Annotated in this window: 17 protein-coding genes; 13 read left to right on the forward strand and 4 right to left on the reverse strand. The window is 56.8% G+C overall.

What is annotated here, in order from left to right:
* Positions 1 to 176: 176 nt before the first annotated feature.
* The gene (gene xylB, locus GR328_RS09225; protein WP_160884227.1) at positions 177 to 1,661 is read right to left on the reverse strand and encodes a xylulokinase; all 1,485 of its coding nucleotides are present in this window, start codon (positions 1,659 to 1,661) and stop codon (positions 177 to 179) included.
* A gap of 164 nt (positions 1,662 to 1,825) precedes the next feature.
* Complete coding sequence (locus GR328_RS09230) at positions 1,826 to 5,374, reverse strand: PAS domain S-box protein (protein WP_160884228.1); 3,549 nt, start codon at positions 5,372 to 5,374, stop codon at positions 1,826 to 1,828.
* Between the two features lie 952 nt (positions 5,375 to 6,326).
* Here GR328_RS09230 and GR328_RS09235 point away from each other — a divergent pair.
* The 5 genes from GR328_RS09235 to GR328_RS09255 all read left to right on the forward strand — a co-directional run bounded on the left by GR328_RS09235 (position 6,327) and on the right by GR328_RS09255 (position 12,196).
* Entirely contained in the window at positions 6,327 to 7,013 is a 687-nt protein-coding gene (locus GR328_RS09235; RefSeq protein WP_160884229.1) for a response regulator transcription factor, read from the forward strand.
* Between the two features lie 747 nt (positions 7,014 to 7,760).
* Positions 7,761 to 10,553, forward strand: a complete 2,793-nt coding sequence (locus GR328_RS09240) for a hybrid sensor histidine kinase/response regulator (RefSeq protein WP_160884230.1) — start codon at positions 7,761 to 7,763, stop codon at positions 10,551 to 10,553.
* Positions 10,554 to 10,555: 2 nt separating this feature from the next.
* Positions 10,556 to 11,044, forward strand: a complete 489-nt coding sequence (locus GR328_RS09245) for a chemotaxis protein CheW (RefSeq protein WP_160884231.1) — start codon at positions 10,556 to 10,558, stop codon at positions 11,042 to 11,044.
* Positions 11,045 to 11,095: 51 nt separating this feature from the next.
* Positions 11,096 to 11,479: a response regulator gene (locus tag GR328_RS09250; RefSeq protein ID WP_160884232.1), complete on the forward strand. Its 384-nt coding sequence runs from the start codon at positions 11,096 to 11,098 to the stop codon at positions 11,477 to 11,479.
* 54 nt (positions 11,480 to 11,533) lie between these two features.
* A complete protein-coding gene (locus GR328_RS09255; RefSeq protein ID WP_246215770.1) occupies positions 11,534 to 12,196 on the forward strand; it encodes a protein phosphatase CheZ in 663 nt (220 codons plus the stop codon).
* Positions 12,197 to 12,203: 7 nt separating this feature from the next.
* Here the strand turns inward: GR328_RS09255 and GR328_RS09260 are convergent, their stop codons facing one another.
* Together GR328_RS09260 and fixJ are read right to left on the reverse strand one after the other, a co-directional pair.
* Positions 12,204 to 15,044 (reverse strand): heparinase II/III domain-containing protein, encoded by a 2,841-nt coding sequence (locus GR328_RS09260; protein ID WP_160884234.1) that lies wholly within the window; start codon positions 15,042 to 15,044, stop codon positions 12,204 to 12,206.
* 103 nt (positions 15,045 to 15,147) lie between these two features.
* Positions 15,148 to 15,768, reverse strand: coding sequence for a response regulator FixJ (gene fixJ, locus GR328_RS09265; protein ID WP_160884235.1), 621 nt, complete (start codon positions 15,766 to 15,768; stop codon positions 15,148 to 15,150).
* A gap of 524 nt (positions 15,769 to 16,292) precedes the next feature.
* Between fixJ and flgB the strand changes: the two genes are divergently transcribed.
* From flgB to flgH, 8 genes are read left to right on the forward strand one after another with little or no spacing between them, the layout of a single operon-like run.
* A complete protein-coding gene (gene flgB / locus GR328_RS09270; protein WP_160884236.1) occupies positions 16,293 to 16,676 on the forward strand; it encodes a flagellar basal body rod protein FlgB in 384 nt (127 codons plus the stop codon).
* Positions 16,677 to 16,678: 2 nt separating this feature from the next.
* Positions 16,679 to 17,095 carry a flagellar basal body rod protein FlgC gene (gene flgC / locus GR328_RS09275; RefSeq protein WP_160884237.1) on the forward strand — a complete coding sequence of 139 codons (417 nt, stop codon included), beginning with the start codon at positions 16,679 to 16,681 and terminating at the stop codon, positions 17,093 to 17,095.
* A 2-nt stretch (positions 17,096 to 17,097) separates the two neighbouring features.
* Positions 17,098 to 17,430, forward strand: a complete 333-nt coding sequence (fliE, locus tag GR328_RS09280) for a flagellar hook-basal body complex protein FliE (protein WP_160884238.1) — start codon at positions 17,098 to 17,100, stop codon at positions 17,428 to 17,430.
* 10 nt (positions 17,431 to 17,440) lie between these two features.
* Complete coding sequence (flgG, locus tag GR328_RS09285) at positions 17,441 to 18,229, forward strand: flagellar basal-body rod protein FlgG (RefSeq protein WP_160884239.1); 789 nt, start codon at positions 17,441 to 17,443, stop codon at positions 18,227 to 18,229.
* A 23-nt stretch (positions 18,230 to 18,252) separates the two neighbouring features.
* The gene (gene flgA, locus GR328_RS09290) at positions 18,253 to 18,714 is read left to right on the forward strand and encodes a flagellar basal body P-ring formation chaperone FlgA (RefSeq protein WP_160884240.1); all 462 of its coding nucleotides are present in this window, start codon (positions 18,253 to 18,255) and stop codon (positions 18,712 to 18,714) included.
* Entirely contained in the window at positions 18,711 to 19,811 is a 1,101-nt protein-coding gene (gene flgI / locus GR328_RS09295; RefSeq protein WP_160884241.1) for a flagellar basal body P-ring protein FlgI, read from the forward strand. Before flgA ends, flgI begins: the two co-directional genes overlap by 4 nt.
* On the forward strand, positions 19,811 to 20,317 hold the full coding sequence (locus GR328_RS09300) for a MotE family protein (protein WP_205789859.1): 507 nt from the start codon (positions 19,811 to 19,813) through the stop codon (positions 20,315 to 20,317). Before flgI ends, GR328_RS09300 begins: the two co-directional genes overlap by 1 nt.
* Positions 20,314 to 21,012, forward strand: coding sequence for a flagellar basal body L-ring protein FlgH (flgH, locus tag GR328_RS09305; protein WP_160884242.1), 699 nt, complete (start codon positions 20,314 to 20,316; stop codon positions 21,010 to 21,012). The genes GR328_RS09300 and flgH overlap by 4 nt, the downstream gene beginning before the upstream one ends.
* Positions 21,013 to 21,018 lie beyond the last annotated feature (6 nt).

The raw sequence follows: 21,018 nt of genomic DNA on the forward strand, positions 1-21,018 counted from the left end.
ACGACGTGGATGTTACCGTGTGCTGCGGCTTCTTACCATTCATGGCGCCGTTGCCCAAGCGGACGGCCGGCTGCATCATGGCACAATCAGCCTGGCTTCCCGATTAGGCGTTCCCGCGCGGACGAAGGCCTCCGAGATCCCGAAAGGGCGATGGTGATCCTCCCATAATCCGTCCCCTACGGAGCTCCGCCTGACGATCCATGCCTGAATTCCGGCTTGAGAGCGTGGTACAGGCGCCGAAAGCTCTCGATGCGCGGTGCATAGAGGTCGACAAGGTGGGGCTCGGGTTCTACCGAATCGAACACGGCGGGTGCTGAGCAAACTGTCTCCGGAGCCTCTCCGGTCGCAGCCAGGCGTGCCAGCCGTGCAGCTCCGAAGGCTGGACCCTTGTCGCCTTGGTATCGGACAAGTGGAATGTTCAGGACATTGGCAAGGATGCGTGCCCAAAAAGCACTGCGGGATCCGCCACCGATCAGGCCAGCGCAGGCGAGTGGCGTGCCGGCATGCTGAAGGCATGCCTTCGCATCGGCAAAACTGAAGGCGACGCCCTCGAGAACGGCCTGTGCCAAATCGGTTCGCTGCGCCTGAGGGGAGAGTCCGAAGAAGACGCCCCGCGCGTAAGGGTCGTTGTGCGGCGTACGCTCCCCAGCCAGATACGGAAGGAAGAGCTGAGAGGCTGGCCCTCGATAAGCCGTTTCCGTCGAGCGCAAGAGTTCGGCCATCTCGGCGTTGAGCAGCCCGGCCACCCAGGCGAGGCAACTCGCCCCGTTCAACATCGCCGCCATCTGAAACCACCGGTCCGGGAGGGCATGGCAGAATGAATGGATCAAGGTTTCGGGCGCAGGTTTGAAATCACGCGTGGTGACGAAGAACTGCCCCGACGTGCCGAGGGAGATGAAAGCCGATCCATCCTCGATAGCTCCTAAGGCGGCTGCTCCGGCGGCCACATCGCCTGCGCCGCCGGCAACGACGATGCCGCTTTGCATTCCCCATTCTTCGGCGATCTCCCGGCGCAACATGCCGCACGGTGCGGAACCCTCGACGAGGTCGGGCATATGCGTGCGGTTAAGACCCGTTGCCGCGAGAGCTTCATCCGACCAGTCGCGCGTGGCCTCATCGAGCCACCATGTGCCGGCGGCATCGGACATTTCGGTTGCACAGGACCCGGTCATTCTCAGGCGGATATAGTCCTTTGGAAGGATCACTTTTCTGATAGCGCCAAATATCTCGGGCTCATGCCGCGCAAGCCATAGGAGTTTGGGGGCCGTGAGGCCGGGCATCGGGATCACGCCCATGGTCCGGGAAAGATCGGGATGCTTTTCTCCGAGCTCCTCCGCCTCTCGAACTGAGCGTCCATCATTCCAGAGGATGGCAGGGCGCAAGGGCTGGTCGCGCTCGCCGATCAGGACGGCGCCATGCATCTGTCCTGAGAGGCCAATTGCCTCAATCCTTGTAAGAACTGCAGGCGTCTGGCTGCGGAGAGCACCGATAGCGGCTTGGACAGCCAGCCACCATGCTTCGGGATCCTGCTCGGACCACAGGTTTCGCGGGCGGGAGATATCCAGAGGGATCGTCGTCTCGGCGATGGTCCGCTGCTGCTCATCGACAATGATCGCCTTGACCGCCGAGGTCCCCATATCGAGGCCCAGATAATGAGGCATGCTGAGGCTCCCGGAGGGGCTCGCTCAACGCCCCTCCTGTGCATGATAAACGATGCCATGCAGATTAGCGACGATCCGGGTACTTCCCCTTTCAGAGCGCTGCCAGGGAGTGCATTCGGTGAGAGGAAGTGTGCGCCTGTCTCGGGTGGCGCGGCCTGAGCGGCCTACTCCGTGAGTCCTGACGATTCTACCTCATCCGGTTCAGGGGAGATGACTTCCTCAATGTTGATATGTCTAAGAGTAAAATGAAATGTGGTTCTGTCGCCGGGAGCCGAGTCGACCCAGATCTTTCCGCCGTGCGATTCTACGATCGTCCTGCAGATCGACAGGCCAACGCCCATGCCGCTCTTCTTCGTGGTCGTGAACGGTGTGAACAGTTTGCTCAGAACTTCCGGAGGAATACCTGAGCCAGTGTCTTCCACGCTGATCTGAACCATCGTTCCATCTTGCACCACACGGACGCGGATGGTCAGGAACGGATTCTGAACGTCCTGCATAGCCTCGACGGCATTGCGGAGGAGGTTGATCAAAACCTGCTGGATTTGAACGCGGTTGACGATGACTTGCGGACGTTCCGATGGGAGGTCGAAGTCAACCTGAACGCCTTTCTCCTTGGCTCCGACAAGGCCAAGAGCGCTTGCCTCCTCAACCAGACGCTGAAGATCCTCTACCCGGTGTTCACTTTCGCCACGCGCGACGAACTCCCTTAGCTGGCGGATGACCTCGCCGGCACGCAAAGCCTCCTCGGCGGCCTCGTCCACCGCAAGCCTGAGCATCTCAACCTGTTCGCCATCCATGCGGTCTAGGATCAGCCCGCATCCCTTGAGATAGCTGGCAATCGCCGTAAGGGGCTGATTGATTTCGTGCGCCAGTGTCGAACCCATTTCTCCCATAGCCGTCAGCCGGGACATGTAGGCGAGTTCGGCCTGCAGTTCCTGCATGCGCATCTCAGTGTCCTGGCGCTCGGTGAGATCGCGGATGAAGGCGGTAAAATAGCGCTCGCCTTCCCACTGCATCTCGCCGACCTGCACTTCCATAGGAAAGGTCGTGCCATCCTTTCGCTGGGCCACAGCAATGCGCCCGGACCCGATGATACGGCGTTCTCCGGAGCTACGATAGCGGCTGATGAATCCGTCATGCTGTTTGCGATAGGGCAAGGGCATGAGGAACTTGACGTTCGTTCCGATCACCTCTTCGGAGCGATAGCCGAAGACGTGTTCTGCCGTCGTGCTGAATGATCTTATGATCCCCTTTTCGTCAGACACGATCATTGCGTCCGGAACCGTTTCGAGAATCGAGCGCAGATGCGCTTCGCTACGGCTGAGCTTGTCTTTGCTCGTCTTCAAGGCGATCTCGGCGACCTTGCGCGCGGTGATATCCTGAGCCGTGCCGATTTTTCGAACAGGTTTTCCATCATGGTCCAGGACTGTCCGGCCGGTTACCGCGACCCAGCGTTCTTCAGCCGTATCCGCGCGGCGAATACGGAATGTGTCGCTGTATGCCAAGGCGTCGCCTACCTCGTCCGCGCAAAGAATACTTCTGATCCTGTCCCGGTCGTGCGGATGAACGAAGCCAAGGATTGTCTTGCTGCTGATCTTGGTATCAGGAGCGATACCCAGGATCTGATAGGACTCCGGCGTCAACTGATGTTGGCCTGTCAGAATGTTGAAGTCCCAGATGCCCAAGCCTGTCGTCTCCACGGCGAGGCGCAGACGCTCCTCACTTGCGCGGAGCTTGTCTTCGGCGATCCGCCGATCATGGATATCTGAGATTGTGCCGGTCCATTCCAGCACTTCGTTCTCGTCGTTGAACAAAGGAAGCGCTCGGCAGAAAACCCACCGGTACGCCCCGAAAATGCCCAGCAGCCTGTGAACGATCTTCACAGGCTGTTTCTCCCTGATCGCCTTTTGCCAGACTGAGGTTGCTTGTTCGCGATCTTCGGGATGGATCATATCCAGCCAGCCAGGCAGGAAACGGCCCGTCGGCTCACGGCCGCAGAACTCACGCCAGCCCCAACCTTCGGTGTAAATGCCTTCGGCATTCGCCCGCCAGCCGATTGCAGTGTTGGTTTCGATCAATGCCCGATATCGCTGCTCGCTCACGCGTGAGTGCTCGGATGCAATTATCTGCTCGTGAATATCGTTGAGCGTGCCGATCCACTCCCGTACCTCGCCGAGAGGGTCCGTCACCGGGATGCAAGTGATGAGCACCCATCGGTGATCGCCAGTAGGAAGCCGGACCCGAAATTCGGTTGTTCCGAGTTCTTTCGAACTGATGAGATTCTTCCAGGTTTCAGCTGTTCGTGCGCGATCATCGGGGTGCACCGTTGCCAGCCAGCCGCTACCTCGAGATTGCTCAGGGGACTGGCCCGTGTACTCCTCCCACCCACGACTTTCGAGCAGGGACCCGTTGGAATCGACCCGCCACACGATGGCTGTGCTGGCTTCTACTAATGCAGGGAACCGGCCCTCTGGGTTCGCGCGAGCGATGCGCTGTTCAGAGAGTGGGGCATCGGATTGAATCCCAGATGTGAAATCCACTACCGGGTCCGACGCTTTCGTGCGTTGCGGACCCTGCCCAATCTCCCGGATTTCACCCGGATCTCGTGCGACGGCCAGAAAAGCTCCCGGTTTCTCGTCATCGTTCATGATCGGGGAAACCGTTACCTTCCACCACGTCGTCGCTCCTAAACTGGTCGCGACATGAGCTTGAAACTCCGCCGGCTTTCCGATTTTTGCGTCCTCAAGTGCGGTAATGACACTCTGGCGATCGGTACTGGCCCAGAAATCGGACCACGGACAGCCTTCAATCTTCGCGAAATCTTCCACCGCCATGGTGGTTCGTCCGTACTGGTTCATATAGCGGAGGTGCCCTTCGAGATCGAACACCATGACGCAGCTGTCAAAACTATCGAGCAATCGTTCGCCGAGGCCCTGGTGTTCTGACAGCGGCTTACGGCCCCCCTTCATGGCACTCCGATCGACGCTTGTTGCAACCTGGCGCTCCTCCAGAGTCCGATTGTCGTGAAGAGGTCGGGGGCAGGTTGATGTCCGATCATCGTCTCCGGGGTGATGCCGGAGACGAGAGAACCCTTCCCGGGTGCCCTCGGCTTCCTCAAGGGGGCGTATGAACGAGGCCGTTTCACCAGTAAGGAGGTCCTTGCACCCTTCTTGATCCGACTGACGAGCGTATTGTTCGGAGCTCAGCCTTCGCAAGCTGAGTTCGCCAGTGACTGCACGGGAGAGTGCAGAAAGCGCTTTCGACTGCTTGGCCGTTAGGGTTTCAGGACGAGGAGCAGTGTCAAGGACGCAGAGAGAGCCGAGGATGGCTCCATCCTCGCTCACGATGGGAGCAGCCGCATAGAAGCGCAGGTGCGGCTCGCCTGTAACGTGGGAATGAGTCTTAAGAACGGGGTGCTGAGAGAGGTCGCCAATGCTGACTGTCTCTGAATGATGCAGCGCACGGGCGCAGATGGAGCTGTCAAGTGGAACGTCGTGGAAGGAGCAGCCGATTTCCGCCTTGAACCACTGCCGCTCTCCGTCAATGAACGTAACGGCTGCCATGGGACATCGGCAGATGTCGGCCGCCAGTTGCGCAATGTCATCAAAAGCTGGATCTGGACCTGTATTGATGATCCCCAACTGGCGCAGAGTAGTAATGCCGTCAGTGTTGAAAACTGAAAACTGAACGTCCTTGGTCTTATCGGGAAGCATGAACAGGCCGGCCGAGGAGTGCTGTTGTTATTGTCTGATCGCTTGGATCGGCTATCAAAGGGAGCAGAATAATTCAATAATATTGATCATCTAAAGGCGCTAGACGTCAAGGTCAGGCGGATCATTGCGTGTTGCCGGGAATCATCTGAATCGGGCCGTGAACTCCCGGCTGGAGCCTAAATTGATCGGTTGGTGCACGATTGTACAGTCGCGCGAGATAGAGGCGATGCGGTCGTGCAGGATGGGGGCTGAGTAAGCTCAGAGGGCAAGGCGGCTCAACCTTATCGAGACGAATGCGCGCCGGTCGAGATGGTGAAGCCGGGTATGCCAAAGCGAAACTCGACGGGAGCTCAGCATATCCCGGATGTTCGTTGGTCTTCTGCATGAATATGGCGGGATCCGGACGGCTTGCCGAACATGCGCGAGATTGGGGCAAGATTGGCGAAATAGGATGCTCATGCAACCGAGCTTGCTTCCCGTGCTTGCGAGGCGTGAGGAAGTCGGTCGAATCACCCCATATCGGTCCTTGGCGCACTCGGCACGAGCGGATGAGCCTACGTAGTTTAATAGGCAGGACTACGTAGTGCGCTATTTCGCGAAATACGTAGTAACGTAATTCAGGATCGTCTTTTCGTGATGGTTCTTCCGCCGGTGCCCTGTCCTTGCGAGATTGGCTTAAATTCTTGCTCGGTAAGGATTTCAGCGTCAGAGCCGAAAGTGACCGGAATCAGGCTAAGCGGTTCCGAGGCATACACAGGCCAGAATTAAGATCCATTAACGGTCGTTAACATTTCCCAGGTAGCCAATCTGTCTCAATACGTATTGCCCGTTAATACGAACAGGCATAGTTTCCAGATGCCGAACAAAAAAGTATCCGTCGATTGCGACGAGATAAAGGCGAAGCGAGTAATGAGTTGAGTAAGTAATTCATAATACAGGCTGGGGGCCTATCATGTATATCGTTGTCGATGATCGACAGATTGTGACGTCAGGGTACGTAGCAAGCTTCAAGAGGGAAGGTGTATCTTCCATCGGCTTGTATTCGAGCGAGTTCAGCGATTGGCTGGAAACCGCGTCTGACGCCGACATGGAAGCAATCCAGGGGTTTGTTCTCGGCACCTTCGAGCAGCGTGCGAGCTATGCAGAGAACATCCGGCGCCATTCCAAGGCTCCAATCATCGCCTTGAGCGATGTCCGCTCTCTTGAGGAGACACTGGAGCTCTTTACAGCCAAATTCGATGATGTTGTTCGAAAGCCCGTGCATGTCCGGGAGATCCTGGCGCGCACCGAGGCGGTGTGGCGAAGAGTCAATGCAGGTTTGGGGAAGTCGGGTCAGAACGACAACGACCGCCTCAAAGTCTTCTTCGACGGCCGCGACCCGGAAATCGATGGAGTTCCGCTCGCATTGCCGCGCCGCGAGCGGCATATCCTCGAGTATCTCGTTCGAAAGAAGGGGCATCGTCTGACGAAGAAGCAGATCTTCGATGCCGTTTATGGTCTTTACAGCGACGATGTAGAGGACAGCGTCGTTGAAGGGCATATCAGCAAGCTGCGCAAGAAGCTTCGGCAGCGTCTCGGCTATGATCCGATCGATGCCAAACGCTACATCGGCTACTCCTACACCGGGGCCGTGTCCTGAGGGCGGTCCATATGGAGATACGCGAAGCAACCCTACAGGTCTCATAAAAGCACATCTTTCCGAGGCGGCGGCTGCCGCCTGAAAACGGACACCGACATCGAACAGGTGCGGTAAGAGCCGGGTCAGCGCTGACCCGGCTCATTTAACGTTCTGGAGCCGGGTCGCACAGGCGGGGCATCGAACAGACCAGCCTGACGCAAGATAGAGCGATTAAGGTCGTGAAACCTAACAGTAAGGTCGAACACCAAGTCGATGTCTCGCATCCTATCCAGCAGCTCAAGTCTAATCGCCGGTGCTTTTCTACTCTTCTGTGTTTGTGCTGGCGTTCTGTCGCTGTCCATGACGTTTGAGGCGTTCACCCACAACGCGAAGCTGTCGACAGCAATTCATCGCGAAGCGAACGCCGCGGAGAATGGAATGCATTCTGATCTGAGGGCGGCTGAACCTGAGCGGCTCGGAATAGATCTGGCGCTTACTTACTGGACTGTTGCCATGATCACGTAGGCCGGGAAGATGTTTGCAATGTCACATGCGGGTCCGAGCCGCGTGTAGAAAAAGATGCTTTGATGGCGTGCGATACTGAAAGCTCAGGCGCTGCTCGACTTCGCTCTTTAAGCGTCGAAGGCAATTCTGTGCAGCAATCATCGTAGCGCGGCAAGGAAGTGTCCACTTTTATGTTCCATATTGAAGTCGTCTAACTTCAACGAATGGCCAACAAATTCGATCAACCAGAGACGAGACACGGTGATGGACGACCTTCTCCTTGAGTTTCTCACAGAGACAAGCGAGCATCTTGAAACAGTCGACGTGGAGATGGTCCGCTTCGAGCAGGATCCCAATAATCAGGCAATCCTCAGCAATATCTTTCGACTGGTCCATACCATCAAAGGAACCTGCGGTTTCCTCGGCCTACCAAGGCTTGAAGCCCTTGCACATGCGGCAGAGACCCTTATGGGGCGATTCCGCGATGGAATGCCGGTGACAACGCCAGCAGTCTCGCTGATCCTGGCGACACTTGACCGCATCAAGGATATTCTTGGTGAGTTGGAGAGACACGGTGTCGAGCCGCAAGGGGCTGACGACGACCTGATCGCTGCGCTCGACCAAATGGCAAATGCCGAAGATCACGTGCCGGACCATGCTCCCGCGCCGGCCAATTCGCAAACGATTGGTACGCTGGTGCATCAGGTCCTCGAGCGTGATCTGAAGCCTGGTGAAGTTTCCCTGGACGAGTTGGAGCGCGCGTTTCAGGAGGCACCTGGTCCCGAGACGGAGAAGACGTCCGGAAAGCTCGTTTATCAGGTGCTGGAGAGAAGCCTGAAACCGGGAGAAGTATCTCTCGACGAACTGGAGCGTGCATTCCGAGAAGCTCCGGGGCCTGCCCCCAGTGCCGGTTCCAATCTGCGTCAAATCTCACCTGTCGCGAATGCGGATGCGCCCTCAATATCCCCTAAGAAGGATACTGAATCCTCAGACCAGGCCGACGGTGGAGAAAGCGTCGGAGGCAAAGTCCAGACAATTCGTGTGAACGTGGATACGCTCGAGCACCTCATGACCATGGTGTCTGAGCTGGTGCTAACCCGCAACCAACTGCTTGAGATAGCACGCCGCAACTCCGAGGATCACGGATACAAGGTTCCTTTGCAGCGCCTTTCCCAAGTCACTGCGGAGCTGCAGGACGGGGTGATGAAGACGCGCATGCAGCCCATAGGCAGTGCATGGCAGAAGTTGCCGCGCGTGGTCCGGGATCTCTCGAACGAGTTGTCGAAACAGATCGAACTGGTCATGCAAGGGGCCGATACGGAACTCGATCGGCAGGTTCTGGAGGTTATCAAGGATCCCCTCACCCACATGGTGCGAAACTCTGCGGATCATGGGATCGAAAGCCCTGCCGAGCGCCGTGCTTCCGGGAAGCCGGAGAAGGGCATCATTCGTCTGAATGCCTATCATGAAGGCGGCTCCATCACGATCGAGATATCAGATGACGGAAAGGGTTTGAACTACACAGCCATTCGCCGGAAGGCATCCGAGAGGGGCATCGCCAGCGAAGCTGAGCTGGAGCGGATGAGCGATGCTCAGATCGCCAAATTCATCTTCCATCCCGGCTTCTCGACCGCTGCCGCAGTTACGTCCGTATCAGGACGTGGCGTCGGCATGGATGTTGTGAAAACCAATATCGAACTGATCGGTGGGACTGTTGATATTCGCTCGGAGGAGGGCCGCGGTACCACGTTCACGATCAAGATCCCGCTTACGCTGGCCATCGTGGCAGCTCTGATCGTTTCGTCAAAGGATCAGAGATTCGCTATCCCGCAAGTGGCGGTTTCGGAATTGGTCAGGGTCTCTCCATCCTCCGAGCACACGATTGAACGGATCAATGGGACGCCGATTCTGCGTCTGCGCGATCGCCTGCTACCGATCGTTCCACTGTCGAAGGTGATGCGCTTGTCTGAAGACGATGAGGCCGCGACGGGCTTCGTGGTCGTGACTCAGGTTGCGCAGCAGCGCTTCGGCATTCTGGTGGATGGCGTTTTCCATACAGAGGAGATTGTCGTCAAACCGATGTCCTCGAAACTTAAGCATATTCAGTTGTTCTCCGGGAACACCATTCTCGGCGATGGCGCCGTCGTGCTGATCGTGGATCCGAACGGCCTTGCACGCATGGTCGGCTCGGAAGGACAGAGCGATGAGTTCCAAACCGATACCTCGCTTGAGAAAGCAATCACGGCAGCCGATGAATTGACGAGTCTGCTTGTCTTCCGTGGTGGTAGAGATAGTTTGAAGGCCGTTCCCCTCTCTCTCGTCACGCGCCTTGAAGAAATCGACGCCTCGACGATTGAGTGGGCCAGCGGACGGCCGGTGGTTCAATACCGCGGCCGTTTGATGCCGATTGTATCATGCGACGATGAGCTTGAGATCAGAACGAAGGGAATGCAGCCCCTTCTGGTGTTCTCGGATGGTGAAATAGCCATGGGACTCGCCGTAGCGGAGATTGTCGACATCGTCGAAGACAAGCTCGACGTAGAGCTTCTCGCGGAACGGTCCGATCTCGTCGGGTCTGCGGTCGTGCGGGGACGCACAACCGAAATCGTCAACGTTGCCCATTATTTGCCTCTCGTCCTCGAGACGTGGTCTCGCTCGGATCAGAGGAGTAGGCAGGCCGGTACATTGCTGCTCGTCGACGGGTCGAACTTCTTCAGAGATATGCTCGTCCCGGTGTTGAAATCGTCCGGATATCGCGTCCAGACCGCGGCGACGGCGCAGGATGCCGCACGCATGCTCTCTACTGGCGTTCGGCCGGACTTCATTGTCGCTGATCTTGAGCTGCCCGGCCATTCCAGTTTTGCATTCATTGCGACCTTGCGTGCGGATGCGCAGTACCGTTCGGTTCCCATCATCGGAATGACATTGAAGCCCGACCCACAGATGATGGCTTTAGCACGGCGCTTCAAGATCACGGACGTCGTCTCCAAAGTTGATCGCCGGGGTCTTCTCTCTGCACTCGCGGAGCTGGGTGGATCTCTCGAGGAGGCTGCATAACCATGAAGATTGTGAATACAATTCCCCTCAGCGCTACGAGAGCGTTCTCCCAGCCGACCGAGTTCATCACAGTTACCGTGGCAGGCCAGTTGCTCGGGCTACCAATAGGACGAGTCCACGATGTCTTCGTGGTCAACGAGATGACAAAAGTTCCGTTGGCGCAGTCGGAAATCGCGGGACTGCTCAATTTGCGTGGACGTGTTGTCACTGCAGTATCCTTGCGCAGCCGTCTTGGACTTCAAGAGGACGTTAGGACAGGACGTCGAATGGCAGTAGGCCTTGAGTATCAAGGCGAAGCTTATGGTTTGCTTGTTGATGACGTTGGTGAAGTGCTTAAGCTCGATCCGAATGAGATGCAGCCGAACCCTGTCCATATGGATCGTCGTTGGGTTAATCTATCCCAGGGTGTGCACCAACTTCACGGCTTGCTGATGATCGTTCTCGATGTGGACGCCGTTCTCGCTTTTGAGGCAGAGCGCGAAGCCGCATAATTGGTTCCATTCACATCACCACATTCATCTTACCACATAGGATATGCTACCGTGAGCCTAGATCTTTCAACTCCCGTTCTCGTTGTCGACGATTATCAGACCATGGTCCGGATCCTTCGCAACCTCCTCAAGCAGATCGGATTTACCGATGTCGATGATGCTTCTGATGGACAGGCGGCCTTAGCCAAGCTCAGAGCTAAGAAGTACGGCCTTGTGATCTCTGACTGGAATATGGCTCCGATGACGGGATACGAGTTGCTTCAGCAAGTCCGAGCCGACGCCGAACTCAGCGCCTTGCCCTTCATCATGGTGACTGCCGAGGCTAAGACCGAGAACGTCGTCGCGGCCAAGAAGGCGGGCGTCAACAACTACATCGTAAAGCCATTCAACGCTGAGACGCTTCGTTCGAAGATCAGCGCTGTCTTCGGCGGCTGATGAGATGTGGTGCAAGTCATGAATCCACGTAAGAGCTATCGAATTGAGGCCAACATGGCCTCTGCTCCTCAGGACGAGGAAGCTCTCGAGCGTCATGCCGAGATCATGAACCTGCTTGGTGCGATCAAGGAGGCAATCACCCCAGCCAAGGAGCTCTCCGCTTCGCTCATCGAAGAACATCGGAAGGATATGCAGGAGGCGATGCGGCTTAAAGTCGAGCTGGACTCGATTTATGAAGCCATTGAACGCACGAAGCGGGAGATCGCGACACTGCGATACGCAGGCGCCCAGGGGAAGGAGATCAACCGGGTCACGGACGAACTCGGAGCCATCGTCCTTGGCACGGAAACGGCAACCAACGCCATTCTGGCCGCCGCAGAGCGAATTGACGAACTCTCAGGTAATCTCGCGGCGCGTCTCACGGGCGGCGATCAGGAGATTGCTCGTGAGATCTCCGAACAGGTCATCAGTATTTTCGAGGCTTGCAACTTTCAGGACATCACCGGCCAGCGCATCAGCAAGGTCGTGAATGCGATGAAGTTCGTTGAGGAGCGTGTCCACGAAATGATCGAGATCTGGGGTGGACTGGAGAGCTTCAAGGATATCGGTACAGCGGACTGCGCGCCCGAAGGCGATGATGCGCTGTTGAATGGACCCGCTTTGGCGACTGACAAGGGCATCACGTCACAGGATGCCATCGATGCCCTGTTCGGATGACAAACCGCTATGGACGCCCGATTTCATCGGGCGTCCATATTCTATGCTCACGGTGGCGACTGTCCGTTTGGGTGCTCTCGTCGGATTGGTCGGAGAGCAGATTGTGGACGGCCTCCATTTTCAATAGGCTTGAGAGAATGCGGGCCGCCTGATCGCTCGTAGCCAGTAGGACACCGCCACAGACACTCTTCTGACCCGTGAATCTGTACCGGATGACATTGGAAGGCTGCAGCCGGCCTGTCGGGTGAGCCACGAATCCTTGAATCTTCCCAGGCAGGTCCTTGCGCCCGTTCTCGACGCTCATCCCGCTGAAACTACCGTCCACTGTGTACGGGATGATTCTCAGCTTGTCGTCGCCCCGATAAGCGACCCCCATCTGCGTGTTCGCAATGGCCGCGATAACACTGGAGTCGAAATGAAGGAGGCCCTCGAAGGAGACAGGCCTGGCCCGTGTCGTGAAGCGGTCGAGCACCGCAATCGCATCAAGACGCTTCAAGGCTATGAAGAACCGATGATGTTCGTAGCTTGATCCGTATACATTGCTGCCGATCTTGAAGATGCGTGCATCTCCCGCTTCCCCATAATGCTCGATCCAGCTTAGCCCGGCAAGTTGCTCCCGCTCATCGGGATGCGCAACATTATGAGCTCTTGACCCGATGAGATATTGACGGGCAGCTCCAGTCTCATGAAAACTCGACCCCCGAGGATCGACGATCCAAGGTGCCCCACCGGCCGAGTAGACGAAGGATGTGCAGTCATGGTGGCCATTCTCGTGATGACCGCTTCTTAACGAGGCGCAGAAGTAGCTCCAGCGCGCGTTCCGTTCGTAGTGGCGCGCTGAAATCAAGCCGGCTTGCTCCGAAAGAAAAATCCTTTCGCCGGTTGGATAGGATAGTTCGGCAGCGAGATCGGAGTCCGAGAGAAGGCTAGCGCCGAACTCGGAAAGGAGTCTTCGCAACCAGGACGCATGGTGGAAACCGTAGGGCGCGTCCCCGAAGGGTGGCAGCAGACCAGACGGGGCGGTTGCGGCAACCAAAGTTCGAAGGGCCCTTCGAAGCCGTACCGCGAGCCTGTTGCAGAAATCCAGCGCCTCCGGCTCACTCTCAAGCTGACGGATCGAGATAAGTCCCAGAGAGATGAGCTCGAGCTGAACGTGTAGAGATTGCTCGATCGAGAGGCCATTCTCATCGAGTAGGCGGTCAAATCCGTCTTCCAGGTGCACCCAGGCGAGCGAGGCCCAGTAAGAGGCGAGCGGGATGCGTGGAAGCGCTTGCGCCAAAGTTCGCAGGGTGCAAGCCGCCTGAAGATGCACGATCGAGTGAGAGAAAACATTCTGGCCAATGATCTGGGCCAGGGCGAAAGCATGCCGGACCGTCTCGGCAAAGAGGATCAGGAGGCTGCGTGGGCTGATCGAGTTCGGAGCCTTCACACATAAAGAGAGAAGATGAAGGAATGTTTCGGCTCTTGCTGACAGTGCTCGGGGATGGATGCTGACCGGGTCGCTCGGATGCCCCCAAGGATTGGCATGCGACCATGAAACCGCTAAGTCTACGGCTTGCGTCAGGTTCTCGAGAGCTCCCTCTGTAGCGAGGTTGCAAAGCCATGTGAGAGACTGGAATTCCAACCTCCAGGCCAGAGACTGATAAGGATCCTCCGTCCATTGAGGATCGTCGGGCAACGCCCAAGCAGGGAAGGTGCCGAGCGTGATCTCTCCCTCCGAACGTGTCGTTCTCTTGCCGTGCTGCACGTTCTGGAGCTTGTCATGGAAAGTGAACGTTGATGCGAGCGCCGTGGAATCGATGAAACGCTCCAGGAGCGCGTCGGCCGAGTTAAGCTCGATCGAGTCAGAACCGACGATCATCTTCTCCGCAAGCTGCTTGAGAAAGGTTGGAGCGTCGGGAAGCGCATCGCCCGAGATTGCTTCCAACGAGAAATCGTCCTCAAGTGAGATCTCAAGCGGAGTGACCAGTTCCATCCTCGCTGCGTCAGCCCATGTTCGAAACCCGATATCCACGCTCGCCGCTTCCGGAGGCGGAATGAGGTCGAGGGTAAAACGCCGAGCATGTCGATGGACGGGGATGTCGATGTAGGCTCCCAAAGAGGGTGCAACTGTCATCTCCGGATAGGGAGGTGGGAGCTCTGTGCCCCTTGCGTTACGGTACACAATGCGGGCTAGTGCCCCTTCGGAGCCAGGGTTCGCATTGATGATCTGCCCACGAACCAGCACACGGCATTCTGGAGATACTCCCAACCTAAACCAGGTTGCTTGGGTGCTAAGAGTGCGCCAGCTGCGGCGAACATTCAGCATTCGAATGAGGCTGCTGCCTGGATGGCCAGAAGCCTCATAGTCTACTGCATCCGCCGATTTCGAAGCCGTTCCTTGCAGCAGCTTCAGATTCCGGATCGTGAAGGGATGGGAGTTCCGCCAACTCCGGATGCTGACAGCCAGTTTTCTGGCTGGAGACGGGATGAAGAATCCATGAGAAACGTTACATGCCGTCCCAAGATAGTCGCGGAAATCGGGGCCACTCACTAACCAGCTGTGAGGGTCGATATGTGTTCTGGCCAAGCCAGGAACGTACACGAAGTCAATGCTTTCGCCGTCCTCCGTCTGGAAGTCGATGCCGATCAGGGCAAAGTCGTGAATGCTACGCTTCTCCTCCTGAGCATGGGGCTCCAGCTCACAAGTGAACTCGCACCAGGAATCCGACTCTATACCTTCGAAGTTCACAGTGATACGCGACCACCGATTGTTGTTCGAGACAATGTACTCAACTGGACCTGCTTCGTGCTGCTCTTCGTCGATCCTGTCGCTTTGATTGGGTAGCAAACATCTTGCAGAGAGCATTTGGCAACGCTTCTAGATAAATGGAACGGAGCAAATCCGGACAGCCATTCGGATGGCGAACAATTGTGTCAGGTTAGGTACTTCATTTCTCTAACACATCGGATCAGTTGATGGTCGCGGCTTCGACAAAAAGAGCCATTCGGATCAGCTCGGAAAGACTCCGTGCCTCCATCTTCGCCATGACGTTCGAACGATGAATCTCAACGGTTCGAATGCTGATGTTAAGCTCATGAGCAATGACTTTGTTGGCTTTGCCCTCCACGAGACGATCAAGAACCTGGCGCTCGCGCTGGGACAGGGACTGCAGGCGGGCCTGCGTCCTGAGCAGCTCCTGACTGCGTCGGACGCTTCTTTCGTCGCACACGAGCGCAAATCGAACTACCTCAAGAAAACGGTCTTCGCGGAAAGGCTTCTCTAAAAAGTCCACAGCTCCAGCCTTCATGGCTTCAACGGCAAGTGGAATGTCGGCGTGCCCCGTTACCACTACCACGGGTACATTGATCCCGCGCTCATTGAGGCGTCGAATGAATTCCAAGCCATCGATACCAGGCATGCGGACATCTGTAACGATGCAGCATCTGCCAGGGTCCGTGACCTCTTTGAGAAACGAAGTAGCAGACTCGTACAAGCGGACATTCAAGCCAGCGGAAACCAGCAGGAAGGCAAGCGCTTTGCGAACCCCAAGATCGTCGTCCACCACGTAAACGACCGCCCCGCTCGACATTGGCTCATTCTCCTATTTCTTGCCAAGGAAGAAGGCATCTGATTTCAGGTGAATGCTGAAACGGATGGGAACATCTGCATATTCCTAGAGCAAACTGGCAGTGCGATTGCGACACTCGCTTTTATGGAGTGTGCTCCTAACCGTCTCAAGTCGCTTCTTCAAGGGCCATGCGGCGCGAGATCATTCGTCACATACGCTGCGCCCGTCGTTCGATCCGGCCGGAGTCCGTTTCATCGCAATGAAATGCTCGTAACTATATACAATTCTGCCGGCACCACACGAAACTGAATAACAGACCATTGAATCGGCGAGCGGGAGTTCCTCCACGCAAGCTACAGAATCCATGAACCTGCAAGGTGCTCTATGAAACCCGTGAGAGGTTCTCGCACCCAACAGAGTTAGTCTCCCGCCACACATTGGCGAAACGCTGCCGGTCGCAAGCCGATCCCGCCTCGGCGCCACGTCAGCCCCATGCAAGGTTGCATGCGTAAAAGTATCTTCACCATGATGGCTTGGAGATCACCGTGACGTCACCTGTCTATCTGTTCGATCTGGCATCGCGGCAGGCGAATTGGCTCGCTGCGCGTCAGACAACGATTTCGGGAAACATCGCAAATGCAAACACTCCGGGATACCGCGCAAGGGACGTCGAACCCTTCATCGATGTTCTGGACAAGACGAAACTAGCGATGACCGCTACTGACAACGAGCATATCGGGTTCGATGCATCGCGCCCTGAAAGCATGAAAGTGAAAAGGGCTGACACATGGGATACCGTTTATTCGCGTAACTCAGTGAGTCTGGAACAGGAGTTGATCAAGGCCGGCGAGGTAGATCGGCAGCACTCTTTGAACACCAGCATTGTCAAGGCATTTCACAGAATGCTGATGTCGACCGTGAGGGGATGATAATGGTTGACCCCCTCATCGCATCCACAAAACTCTCGAGTGCTGGACTCGAAGCGCAATCGGCGCGCCTGCGAGTGATCTCCGAAAACGTCGCGAACGCTCAGTCAACCGGCCGGACACCGGGATCGGATCCCTACGCGCGTAAAACGATCACATTCAAAAGCGAGCTGGACCGGGCTTTGGGCGCGTCCTCTGTTTCCGTGAAGGAGATCGGAAGGGATGAAACGCCGTTTCCAGTCGAGTATGACCCCGGGAACCCCGCTGCCGACGAAAACGGAATGGTGAAGAAGCCGAACGTCAACATGCTGATTGAAATGGCTGACATGCGCGAAGCCAACCGTTCATACCAAGCCAACCTGCAGATGATGAAGCAGGTGCGCGCAATGATCTCCTCAACTATTGACCTGATGAGAGGCTGACAATGATCAGTGCCGCATCTTCAATCTCCTCTGTTATCGACCACGCGTCTCCTATCGCCTCTTCGTCCAGTGCGGCAATCAGGGCAACCGTCGGGGCGCCATCAATCGGGACCGCACAAGTCAGCTTCCACGATACGATGGCGCAGGTCGCTTCATCCGCAATCGATACCCTGAAGGCGGGAGAAGCATCATCAATTGCCGGTATCCAGGGGAAGGCGTCAGTGCAGCAGGTAGCGGAAGCTGTAATGGCCGCAGAACAAACTCTTCAGACGGCGATCGCAATTCGCGACAAGGTCGTCGCCGCCTACCAGGAAATCGCGCGGATGGCGATCTAAGGAGAGTGCCATGAGAGCTCTTGCTATTGCTGCGACGGGCATGAATGCTCAGCAGCTCAACGTCGAAGTCATTGCCAATAACATCTCGAACGTGAACACCACCGCGTTCAAGAGTGCTCGTGCCGAATTCACGGATCTTCTCTATCAGGTGGAGCGCGCTCAGGCAGTCCCAAATCAAACCGGGGCAAGTCCGGTTCCTGAAGGCGCGATGCTCGGCCTCGGCGTTCGCGCAGCAGCCATTCGTAATCTTCACCGTCAGGGAACACTGACCAGTACATCCAACCAATTCGATCTCGCTCTGAACGGGCGTGGTTGGTTTCAGGTGGATTCGCCCAACGGCGAAACGGTCTATACCCGGGCCGGCGCTTTCAACAAGAATGCCAACGGGCAGCTCGTTACGCTCGATGGCTATACGCTTAACCCGCCAATCATTATTCCCGAGGACGCTATCGACGTTACTGTCAACGAGTCGGGCGAGGTTTTCGCGAAGATTGCCGGGCAGGTCGAGCCTCAGAACATCGGCCAGTTGATGATTGCAAACTTCGCGAACGATGCGGGCCTTGAGCCGCTCGGCGGCAATTATTATCGGGAGACACTCGCATCCGGAGTGCCCAATGTCGGTGCGCCAGCAGATCCTGGATTCGGGAGGGTTCACCAAGGATATCTCGAGGCCTCTAACGTGGATGCCATCAAGGAAATTACAAACCTCATTACCGCCCAACGGGCGTTCGAGATGAACTCGAAGGTCATTCAAGCAGCGGATGACATGGCAGGGACGGTGTCAAAGGGCATTCGTTGAGTGACATGAGACCGAGGAAATCCATGAAAACGTTGCTTCGCTGTGCGGTTGCCGGAGCCTTGATTGCCGCCACAGTTCAAGGGGCCGTCGGCGAGGAGCGGGTTCTCCCGGTTCCTGCGGTGACGATTTACCCTGGCGACATGATCAGCGAAGCCATGCTCAAGGATCGGGCGTTCCCTGAGAATTATCGTTTCCGGACGGCGGTCGTGGAGTCTCCGCGGGTTCTTGCCGGCAAAACGGCTCGACGAACATTACGGCCTGGAGAGCCGATACCTTTGAACGCTGTCGATGACCCTAAGCTCGTAACGCGCGGTGTTCAGGCGGCAATCCTGTTCGAAGAGGGCGGATTGTCGATCACCGGGGTCGGGATTCCTCTGCAGTCCGGTGCTTTGGGTGAGACGATCCAGGTTAAGAACGTCGACAGTGGGCGAATCATTACGGGCCGAGTTCAATCCGACGGCAGGATCAGGATCGGCATTCAATGATCATGCGGATTATACTCTTCATCCTGGGGATTCTCGTAACGTCCCACACCATGGCTGCGACGCGCATCAAGGATGTGGCGAATGTCCAAGGCGTGCGCGATAACCAGCTGATCGGCTACGGACTGGTGATGGGGCTACAGGGCACTGGCGACACGCTTCGCAACTCCCAGTTTACCGAACAGGCCCTCCAGTCGATGCTGGATCGAATGGGTGTGAACGTCCGAGACATCAACCTGCGGACCAGAAATGTCGCTGCCGTCATTGTCACGGCTGATCTTCCTCCCTTTGTGGGAGCTGGTTCGAGGATCGATGTGACTGTGACTTCTATGGGTGACGCGACCTCTCTGAAGGGAGGTACACTGATGCTGACTGCTCTCCAGGGCGGCGATGGACAGGTTTATGCAGTGGCTCAGGGTGCCATTGTGGTGTCTGGCTTCTCAGCGCAGGGACAGGCCGAAACATTAACCTCGGGCGTTGCGACGTCGGGCCGCATCGCAAATGGCGCACTCGTCGAACGAGAAGTACGAGGCGGTTTCGATGCGGTCGGGACGCTCGCCTTCGAGCTCAAGAACCCGGATTACAAGACGGCTACGCTCGTTACGGACGCCATCAATCAATACGCGCAGTATCGATATGGCACGCGCGTGGCTGCTCCGAAGGACTTCCGCACGATCGTGCTCCAGCGGCCGAAGAGCATTGCGCCGACACGGTTCATCGCCGAACTGGGAGATCTGGAAATCCAGCCTGACATGCCGGCGCGCATTGTGGTCGATCAGAGAACAGGCACTGTTGTGATCGGCAAGAATGTGCAGATCTCGACCGTTGCAATTACGCATGGTGCGCTGACGATCCGCGTTACCGAAATGCCTGAGGTTTCACAACCTGATCCATTGTCGTTCGGGCAGACGGCAGTGGTTCCTAGGACCCAGGTCTTGGCTGCGGAGGAGCGGGTACCCCTTGCGATTGTCAGGGGATCGGACCTTCAGACCCTGGTCAAGGGCTTGAATCAGATGGGCCTGAAGCCATCGGACGTTATCGCCATCCTTCAGGCGGTGAAAACAGCCGGAGCTTTGCAAGCGGAACTGGTGGTGCAGTAATGAAGAAGATAGGTGATGCGCTCGCGCAAGTGTTCATACTCGGCGTGATCTCGACTCCACTCCTCACAGCAGAGGCGGCCGCTCAGGAAAAATCCGTTGAGGCCAAGGGCACGAACTTCTGCGCAAATATTGCCGATGCCGCTGCGGATGCCCGCTATGCTCTCCAGAAGGCGGAACTTGCCAACATGGAGAAGGAGATCGAAGGAAGACTCAAGATCCTCGAAGCGAAGCGCGCCGAATATGAAGAATGGCTGCGTCGTCGCAACGAAGTGCTTAAGAAAGCCGATGAGACGGTCGTGGCGATCTACTCGCGCATGCGCCCGGATGCGGCTGCCCTGCAACTGATCAATATGGAAGAGGAAATTGCGGCGGCCGTCATCGCCAGGCTCAGCCCGCGGATTGCCAGTGCCGTTCTGAACGAAATGGAGCCGGCGCGCGCGGCTCAGCTGGCCAGTATCATCACGGATGCTCCCAAAAGAGTTGCGAGCAATGGGGGGAAAGAGTGAAGTCCGTCGTTGCTATTGCAAGCATCTGCCTTCTCGCCGCCTGTGCGACACGTCCGGAGGACATCGGACGTGAGCCGGCGATGACTCCAGTCGGCTCGGGGATCTTCGTAGAACGAGAGCCCCTTCCTCATGTGTTCAAGGACACGACGGGCACGGCTCCGAATTCCACATGGAGCAACGCCAGCGCCGATCTGTTCACGAGCCCGCGCGCGCGACAGGTTGGAGACATCGTGACCGTCAACATCCAGATTGATGACAAAGCTCAGTTCGACAATGCGAGCGACCGGTCTCGTACATCATCGTTTGATGCAGGTCTGAGCTATGGCTTTGCCTTCAAGGGCTGGCAGGCCGATGGAGTGGCCGATGTAGGCCTGGACTCGTTATCATCCTCCAAAGGGCAGGGGACGATTGATCGTTCCGAAAAGTTGCGCCTCTCTGTTGCGGCGGTGGTGACCGAGGTTCTTCCGAATGGAAACGTGATTATCAGCGGCTCGCAGGAGGTTCGGGTGAACTACGAGGTGCGGGTTCTGAATATTGCCGGCATCGTCCGCCCCCGCGACATTTCACCCAGAAACACGATCAGCTACGACAAGATCGCGGAGGCACGCGTCTCCTATGGTGGACGGGGACGCATCATGGAAGTGCAGCAGCCTTCGTATGGACAGCAGATCTTCGATGCTGTGACCCCGTTCTGAGAAGGT

Origin of the sequence: Microvirga makkahensis, assembly GCF_009830105.1 — a bacterium.
Classification (GTDB): Bacteria; Pseudomonadota; Alphaproteobacteria; order Rhizobiales; family Beijerinckiaceae; genus Microvirga; species Microvirga makkahensis.

Bases quoted from the DNA above. Each gene is read 5' to 3' on its own strand.
- GR328_RS09235 (WP_160884229.1), top strand. From the start codon at position 6,327: ATGTATATCGTTGTCGATGATCGACAGATTGTGACGTCAGGGTACGTA.
- GR328_RS09230 (WP_160884228.1), bottom strand. From the start codon at position 5,374: ATGCTTCCCGATAAGACCAAGGACGTTCAGTTTTCAGTTTTCAACACT.
- flgG (WP_160884239.1), top strand. From the start codon at position 17,441: ATGAGAGCTCTTGCTATTGCTGCGACGGGCATGAATGCTCAGCAGCTC.
- GR328_RS09255 (WP_246215770.1), top strand. From the start codon at position 11,534: ATGGCCTCTGCTCCTCAGGACGAGGAAGCTCTCGAGCGTCATGCCGAG.
- GR328_RS09300 (WP_205789859.1), top strand. From the start codon at position 19,811: ATGAAGAAGATAGGTGATGCGCTCGCGCAAGTGTTCATACTCGGCGTG.
- fliE (WP_160884238.1), top strand. From the start codon at position 17,098: ATGATCAGTGCCGCATCTTCAATCTCCTCTGTTATCGACCACGCGTCT.
- xylB (WP_160884227.1), bottom strand. From the start codon at position 1,661: ATGCCTCATTATCTGGGCCTCGATATGGGGACCTCGGCGGTCAAGGCG.
- GR328_RS09240 (WP_160884230.1), top strand. From the start codon at position 7,761: ATGGACGACCTTCTCCTTGAGTTTCTCACAGAGACAAGCGAGCATCTT.
- GR328_RS09260 (WP_160884234.1), bottom strand. From the start codon at position 15,044: ATGCTCTCTGCAAGATGTTTGCTACCCAATCAAAGCGACAGGATCGAC.
- flgI (WP_160884241.1), top strand. From the start codon at position 18,711: ATGATCATGCGGATTATACTCTTCATCCTGGGGATTCTCGTAACGTCC.
- flgC (WP_160884237.1), top strand. From the start codon at position 16,679: ATGGTTGACCCCCTCATCGCATCCACAAAACTCTCGAGTGCTGGACTC.
- fixJ (WP_160884235.1), bottom strand. From the start codon at position 15,768: ATGTCGAGCGGGGCGGTCGTTTACGTGGTGGACGACGATCTTGGGGTT.
- GR328_RS09245 (WP_160884231.1), top strand. From the start codon at position 10,556: ATGAAGATTGTGAATACAATTCCCCTCAGCGCTACGAGAGCGTTCTCC.
- flgA (WP_160884240.1), top strand. From the start codon at position 18,253: ATGAAAACGTTGCTTCGCTGTGCGGTTGCCGGAGCCTTGATTGCCGCC.